The sequence below is a fragment of the Streptosporangium sp. NPDC005286 genome, assembly GCF_040607515.1.
In the GTDB taxonomy this organism is placed as follows: Bacteria; Actinomycetota; Actinomycetes; order Streptosporangiales; family Streptosporangiaceae; genus Streptosporangium.
Genome location: NZ_JBEXGU010000270.1, coordinates 1 through 8,173, shown reverse-complemented (window position 1 = coordinate 8,173; position 8,173 = coordinate 1). Strand labels below are relative to the sequence as shown.

Annotated in this window: 1 protein-coding gene; it reads left to right on the top strand. The window is 70.6% G+C overall.

Features of this window, described 5'->3' with window-relative positions; all coding sequences use genetic code 11:
• Positions 1-8,173 (top strand): SDR family NAD(P)-dependent oxidoreductase (locus ABZU75_RS43935; RefSeq protein ID WP_355568637.1); only part of this gene is annotated, 8,173 nt, incomplete at both ends.

Here is an 8,173-nt window from a genome sequence, read left to right as displayed (position 1 = left end):
CACGGCCGGCGGGTGAGACGCCGGAGGTGGTGCGCTCGGTGGTCGGTGGCGTGCTTGAGGCGTTGCAGGCGTGGCTGGGGCGGGAGGATCCGACGTCGGCGCCTTTGGTGGTGGTGACCCGGGGCGCGGTGGCGGTGGGCGAGGGCACGGATGTGGATGTGGATGTGGCGGTCGCGCCGGTGTGGGGGTTGGTGCGGGCGGCGCAGGCCGAGCATCCGGGTCGGTTCGTGCTGCTGGATCTTCAGGAGGGCCGGGAGCGGGACGTGGCGGTGGGTGTGGCGGTGGCCTGCGGTGAACCGGAGCTGGCGGTGCGGTCGGGGGTGTTCCTGGTGCCCCGGCTGGTCAGGATGGCCCAGCCTGAGCGGCCCGTCGCCGTGATCACCGACGGCTCGGAGGCGGAGCCGGACCTGGGCTCCGCCGAGCAGTACGGCGGCTCGGTTGAGGTGGCCGCGGGGACGGTGCTGGTGACCGGCGGCACGGGCGGGTTCGGGGCGTTGCTGGCGCGGCATTTGGTGGCCGAGCATGGGGTGCGGCATCTGCTGCTGACCAGCCGGCGAGGGCCGGGCGCTCCGGGTGCGCTGAAGTTGCAGGCGGAGCTGATCGCGCACGGGGCCGAGGTCACGATCGCCGCGTGTGATGTGGGGGATCGGGATCAGGTGGCGGAGTTGCTGGCTCAGGTTCCGGCCGAGCATCCATTGACCGCGGTGGTTCATGCGGCGGGTGTGCTGGATGACGGGACGATCGCGTCACTGTCGCCGGAGCGGCTGGACGCCGTGCTGCGGCCCAAGGCGGATGCGGCGTGGCATCTGCACGAGCTGACGCGAGATCTGCCGCTGGCGATGTTCGTGCTGGTGTCGTCGGCCAGTGGCCTGGTCATGGCGGCGGGGCAGGGCAACTATGTGGCGGCCAATGGGTTCTTGGACGCGTTGGCGGCCTATCGGCGGTCGCACGGGTTGGTGGCGACGTCGCTGGCGTACGGGCTGTTGGATATGGCCACCGGGATGAGCGCCGAGCTGTCCGACGCCAACCGGGCCCGTCTTGCCCGGCTGGGGCTGCCGGCGTTGTCCACGGCTGAGGGGGTACGGCTGTTCGACCTGAGTGTGCGGACGGATGCGGCGATGACGGTGCCGCTGCGGGTGGACGTGGAAGTGCTGCGGGGCCGCGGCGACCAGGTGCCGGCGTTGTTGCGGGGGTTGGTGCCGGCGGCGAGGCGGGTGGTTCGTGCGGTCGCCGGCGGCGGCGAAGAGGGCGGGCTGCGGCGGCGTCTGGCAGCCCTGGATCCGGGAGAACGCCGGCGGGTGCTGGATGAGCTGGTACGGCGGCACGTGGCGGTGGTGCTGGGCCATGCATCAGGCGATGCGGTGGACTCCGGTCGGGCCTTCAGCACGATGGGACTGGATTCGCTGGCCGCGGTGGAGCTGCGCAACCAGCTGGCCGCGGCGACGGGGCTGTCGTTGCCCGCGACACTGGTCTTCGATTACCCGACCTCCCTCAGCGTGGCCGAATTCCTATACGGGGAGTTGTTCGGCTCGGCGGACTCCGAGCAGGTCGCGGATCTGCCGGTGGTGCGTTCGGTGGCGGACGACCCGGTCGTGATCGTGGGGATGGCGTGCCGTTATCCGGGCGGGGTGGCCTCTCCGGAGGATCTGTGGCGGCTGGTGATCGAGGAGACCGACGCGATCACCGGTTTCCCGACGAATCGGGGGTGGGATCTGGATGGCATTTACGATCCGGATCCCGGCCGGGTGGGGACGTCGTACACCCGGCACGGCGGGTTCCTGCACGACGCCGATGAGTTCGATGCGGGGTTCTTCGGGATCTCGCCGCGTGAGGCTCTGGCGATGGATCCGCAGCAGCGGCTGCTGCTGGAGGTGTCGTGGGAGGCGGTCGAGTGGGCGGGGATCGACCCGGTTTCGCTGAAGGGCAGTCCGACCGGGGTGTTCGTGGGTACCAACGGTCAGGACTACGCGAGCCTCATCGTGAACGCCCGGGCGGATGTGGAAGGTCACGCCATTACCGGTATGGCGGCCAGTGTGTTGTCGGGGCGTTTGTCTTACACGCTGGGGTTGGAGGGCCCGGCGGTGACGGTGGACACGGCGTGTTCGTCGTCGCTGGTGGCGTTGCATATGGCGGCGCAGGCGCTGCGGTCGGGTGAGTGCTCGCTGGCTCTGGCCGGCGGTGTCTCGATGATGACCACCCCGTTTGGGTTCATCGAGTTCAGCGCACAGCGTGGGCTGTCGCCTGATGGGCGGTGTAAGGCGTTCTCCGACACTGCGGACGGCACCAGCTGGGGCGAGGGTGTGGGCGTGCTGGTGCTGGAGCGGTTGTCGGACGCGCGGCGTAACGGGCACCAGGTGCTGGCGATCGTGCGCGGGTCGGCGGTGAACCAGGACGGGGCGTCGAATGGGTTGGCGGCGCCGAATGGCCCGTCGCAGCAGCGGGTGATCCGTCAGGCACTGGCGGGTGCCGGGTTGTCGCCGGCCGAGGTGGACGCGGTGGAGGCGCACGGCACGGGCACCCGGCTGGGTGACCCGATCGAGGCGCAGGCGTTGTTGGCGACCTATGGCAAGGACCGTCCTGAGGATCGGCCGTTGCTGCTGGGGGCGATCAAGTCCAACATCGGTCACACGCAGGCGGCTGCGGGCGTCGCGGGTGTGATCAAGATGGTCATGGCCATGCGGCATGGGGTCCTGCCCAAGACGCTGCACGTGGACGCGCCGTCCTCGCACGTGGACTGGAGCGAGGGTGCAGTCGAGCTGCTGACCGAGCCGGCCGGGTGGCCGCAAACCGACCACCCGCGCCGGGCCGGTGTGTCCTCCTTCGGCATCAGCGGCACCAACGCCCACCTGATCCTCGAGCAGGGGTCGGCGGCTCCGTGGATCGAGGCCGGAACGGTGGCGCCGGACGAGGATCCGGCCGCGGGTGCGGGTGTGTTGCCGGTGGTGGTGTCGGGCCGTACGGCTGGGGCGCTGCGGGCGCAGGCCGGACGGCTGGCCGCGCATGTGGAGGGCCACGCTGAGTTGGCCTTGGCCGATGTGGCGTTCTCGCTGGCCACGACCCGGTCGGCGTTCGAGCATCGGGCGGTGGTGCCGGCGAGCGACCGTGAGGGTGTACTGGCCGGTTTGGGTGCGCTCGCCGAGGACCGCGCCGGTGCGGGTGTGGTGCGCGGGGTGGCGGCGGCGAAGCCGAGGCTGGCGGTGTTGTTCACCGGTCAGGGGAGTCAGCGGGTGGGGATGGGCCGGGAGTTGTATGACCGGTTCCGGGTGTTCGCGGGGGCGTTGGACGAGGTGATCGCGGAGCTGGACCCGCTGCTTGACGGGCAGTCGGGTGGGTCGCTGCGGGAGGTGCTGTTCGCCGAGCCGGGTACGGCCGAGGCGGAGGCGCTGGATCGGACGGGGTGGGCGCAGCCGGCGTTGTTCGCGGTGGAGACGGCGCTGTTCCGGTTGGTGTCCTCGTGGGGGGTCCGGCCGGACGTGCTGGCCGGGCACTCGATCGGGGAGATCGCGGCGGCGCATGTGGCCGGGGTGCTGTCGCTGAGCGATGCGTGCGTGTTGGTGGCGGCGCGGGCGCGGTTGATGCAGGCGCTGCCTGCCGGTGGGGCCATGGTGTCGGTGGCGGCGTCCGAGGATGAGGTCGCCGCCCTGCTGGCGGGGCGTAAAGGTGAGGTGTCGATCGCCGCTGTCAACGGCCCGGCCTCGGTGGTGATCTCCGGAGTTGAGGAGCCGGTTCTTGAGGTGGCGGCCGCCCTGGAGCAGCGGGGGGTCAAGACGCGGCGGTTGCGGGTGTCGCATGCGTTCCATTCGCCGTTGATGGAGCCGATGCTGGAGGACTTCCACGCGATCGCCGGGACGCTCACCTACAACTCGCCGCGGATCCCGGTGGTGTCCACCCTGACCGGGGAGCAGGCGACGGCTGAGCGGTTGTGCTCGCCGGGCTACTGGGTCGACCAGGTGCGTGGCGCGGTCCGCTTCGCCGACGGCGTCCGTGCGTTGCATGGTCTGGGTGTGCGGGCGTATCTGGAGCTGAGCCCCGATGGGGTGCTGAGCGCGATGGCCCAGGACACCCTTGCCACGCTCGCCGGCTCGGACGCCAACGTGCACGAGTCGGCCACCGTGCTGGTGCCGGTGTTGCGCAGGGACCGGGATGAGCAGAGCACGGTGATGTCGGCGCTGGCCGAGTTGCACGTGCACGGGGTGCCGGTCGATTGGCGTGCGGTGCTGCCGGGCGGGCGCCGGGTTGAACTGCCCACGTACGCCTTTGAGCATCGGCGGTACTGGCCCGAGAACACCGGCGCCGGTATGGGGAATGTGGCGGAGGTGGGTCTGGCCGCGACGTATCACCCGCTGCTGGGTGCGGCGGTGAGTCTGGCCGACTCGGATGGGGTGGTGCTGAGCGGGCGGTTGTCCCTGCGATCGCATCCATGGCTGGCCGATCACATGGTGGCCGGAAAGGTGATTTTCCCGGGTACCGGATTCCTGGAGCTGGCGATCCGGGCAGGTGACCAGGTCGGCTGTGACATGGTGGAGGAGCTGACCCTGATTGCGCCGCTGGTGCTGGATGAGCGGGAAGCGGTCGTGGTGCAGGTGTCGGTGGGTGCGCCCCAGGAGTCGGGCCGCCGGACGGTGAACGTGTATGCCCGTGCTGCCGACGCCCCGGATGATCAGTCGTGGATACAGCATGCGACCGGTGTGCTGGTGGGCAGTGGCCGGATGGCCGAGATGTTCGACGCGAGTGTGTGGCCGCCGGCTACGGCGACCGCGATCGAGCTGGACGGGTTGTACGAGGGGCTGGCCGCAGGCGGCTTCGACTATGGTCCGGTGTTCCAGGGGCTGCGGGCGGCATGGCAGGGTGAGGAGGGGATCTTCGCCGAGGTCGCCCTTCCCGAACAGGCGGCCTCGAGCGCGGGCGCGTTCGGGGTGCATCCGGCGTTGCTGGACGCGGTGCTGCACGCCTTGGCGTTCATAGGACTGGAGCAGGTCGAGGGTGGCCGGTTGCCGTTCTTCTGGGGTGAGGTGTGTCTGCACGCGTCCGGGGCATCGGTGCTGCGGGTTCGGCTGGTCAAGACGGGCGATGAGGCGGTGTCGCTGACGGCGGTGGACGCCGCGGGGGAACCGGTGTTGTCGGTGCGCTCCCTGGTGTTGCGGCCGATCTCGCGCGACCGGCTGGTTGCCGCCGACGGCGGCCGCGGGGTGGATCGGGACGCGCTGTTCCGGCTGGAGTGGACTGTGCTGCCCGATCTGCCGGTGACCGATCCGACGGCGGCGGCAGCGGTCGGGTGCGCGGTGCTTGAGCCTGACACGCTGGGGCTCACGGATGTGTGGGATGCGGCCGGGCGGTCGGTCGTGGTTCATCGGGATCTGTCGGCGTTGGCTGAGGCGGGTCCGGTGCCGGCTGTGGTGCTGGCCGAGGTGGCCACGGCGGCGTGCGGAGCCGTGGACGTGGTGGAGTCGGCGCATGAGGTCACCGCCGGCGTGCTGGGCTTGTTGCAGGGGTGGCTGGCCGATGAGCGGTACCGCGACTCCTGCCTGGTGGTGACGACATGTGGTGCGGTGGCGACCGGTGAGGGGGAGTCCCCCGATCCGGTGGCTGCCGCGGTGTGGGGTCTGGTGAGGTCGGCGCAGTCGGAGAATCCGGGCCGGTTCGTGCTGGTGGATGTGGACGGGCAGGAGTCCTCGCTGTCGGTGTTGCCGGCGGTGTTGCCCGCGCTCATGTCCTCGGGCGAGCCGCAGGCGGTGGTGCGCCACGGCGAGGTGCGGGTGGCTCGGCTGGCGTCGCTGGGTTCGGGGGCGGGGTTGCTGCCTCCGGGCGGTGGGGTGCCGTGGCGGCTGGGCAGCCGGGCCAAGGGCAGCCTGGACGCGCTGGAACTGCTGCCGTTCCCGGAGGCGGCCGAGGCGTTGGGGGCCGGTCAGGTGCGGGTGGCGGTGCGTGCGGCGGGCGTGAACTTCCGCGACCTGCTGGACGGGTTGAACGCGCTGGGCTGGTGGCAGGACAAGGTCGGCCTGATGGGTGGCGAGGCCGCCGGGGTGGTGCTGGAGGTCGGCCCCGGGGTGGAGAGCCTGCGCCCCGGGGATCGGGTGACGGGTCTGGCCGAGGGCGCCTTCGGCCCGGTGGTGATCGCCGACGCTACAGCCGTGGCCAAAATTCCCGATCACTGCTCTTTCGAGCAGGCGGCGACGATCCCGGTGGCGTTCCTGACGGCCTATTACGGGCTGATGGACCTGGCCGCTCTGCGGGCGGGCGAGTCGCTGCTGGTGCACGCGGGTGCCGGTGGTGTGGGGATGGCGGCGATTCAGCTGGCTCAGCGGCTTGGGGTGGAGGTGTTCGCCACAGCCAGCCCGGCCAAGTGGGAGGTGCTGCGTTCGCTGGGCATCCCCGAGGATCACATCGCCTCCTCCCGGGATCTGGAGTTCGAGGAGTGCTTCCGGCAGGTGTGCGGGGAGCGGGGGATCGATGTGGTGCTGAACTCGCTGACGGGTGAGTTCATCGACGCCTCGGCGCGGCTGCTGGCCCCAGGGGGCCGGTTCATAGAGATCGGCAAGCTGGACATCCGCGACCAGGAGCAGTTCCCGGAGGGGCTGACCTACCGGTGGTTCGACCTGGGGGATGCCGGCCCCGAGCGGCTGGAGCAGATGCTGGGCGAGTTGATGGGGTTGTTCGCCTCGGGTGAGTTGCGGCCGTTGCCGTTCACGGCGTGGGATGTGCAGCGGGGCCGGGAGGCGTTCCGGTTCATGAGCCAGGCCCGGCACACCGGCAAGATCGTGCTGACCATGCCGCGGCGGTGGGACCCGGACGGCACGGTGCTGATCACTGGTGGCACCGGTGGCCTGGGTGCGGAGCTGGCTCGGCATGTGGTGGCCGAGCACGGGGTGCGGCACCTGCTTTTGGCCGGCCGCCGGGGGTTGGAGGCTCCGGGTGCGGTGGAGTTGCAGGCCGAGCTGATCGCGCATGGGGTCGAGGTCGCGGTCGTGGCGTGTGATGTGGCGGATCGGGAGCAGGTGGCGGCGTTGCTGGCGCAGGTCCCGGCCGAGCATCCGCTCACCGCGGTGGTTCATGCGGCGGGTGTGCTTGATGACGGGACGATCGCGTTGCTGTCGAAGGAGCGGCTGGACACCGTGCTGCGGCCGAAGGTGGATGCGGCGTGGCATCTGCATGAGCTGACCCAGGACATGGATCTGGCGGGGTTTGTGCTGTTTTCGTCGGTGGCCGGGACGTTCGGTGGGCCGGGGCAGGGCAACTACGCGGCGGCGAACATGTTTTTGGATGCGCTGGCCGAGCATCGGCGTGCGCTGGGCCTGGCCGGGGTGTCGGTTGCGTGGGGTGCTTGGGCGCAGGACGCGGGGATGACGGGCACGCTGGGCCAGGCGGATATGCGGCGGATTGAGCGGGCGGGGATTTCGGCCTTGACGGTCGAGCAAGGGCTGGCGTTGTTCGACGCGGCTGCTGCGGTGGGTCCTGCGGTGGTGGTGGCGGCGCGGTTGGATGCGTCGGCGGTGGTGCGGGCGGGTGGTGAGGTGCCGCATCTGCTGCGGGGGTTGGTGCGGGGGGTCCGCCGGTCGGCGGCCTCGGCGTTGGTGCCGGCGGGTGACGGGGCACTGGGCGGGCGGTTGGCCGGGATGGGTGAGGCTGATCGGGTTCGGTTCGTGCTGGAGTTGGTGCGCGCGCAGGCGGCGATGGTGCTGGGGCATGCGTCGCCCGATGCGGTGGAGGCGCGGTGGGAGTTCCGTGACCTGGGCTTTGACAGTCTCACCGCGGTGGAGTTGCGTAACCGGCTGAACGCGGCGACGGGCTTGCGGTTGCCGGCGACGTTGGTGTTCGACTACCCGACGCCGGTCGTGCTGGCGGATTTCCTGCTGGGTGAGTTGCTGGGTGAGCAGGCCGATTCGGCGGTGCTGTCGCCGGTGGTGCGTTCGGTGGCGGACGATCCGATCGTGATCGTGGGGATGGCGTGCCGTTATCCGGGTGGGGTGGCCTCTCCGGAGGATCTGTGGCGTCTGGTGATCGAGGAGACCGACGCGATCACCGGTTTCCCGACCAACCGCGGTTGGGATCTGGAGGGTATTTACGATCCGGATCCTGGCCGGGTGGGGACGTCGTATACGCGTCATGGCGGGTTCCTGCACGATGCCGATGAGTTCGATCCGGGGTTCTTCGGGATCTCGCCGCGTGAGGCGTT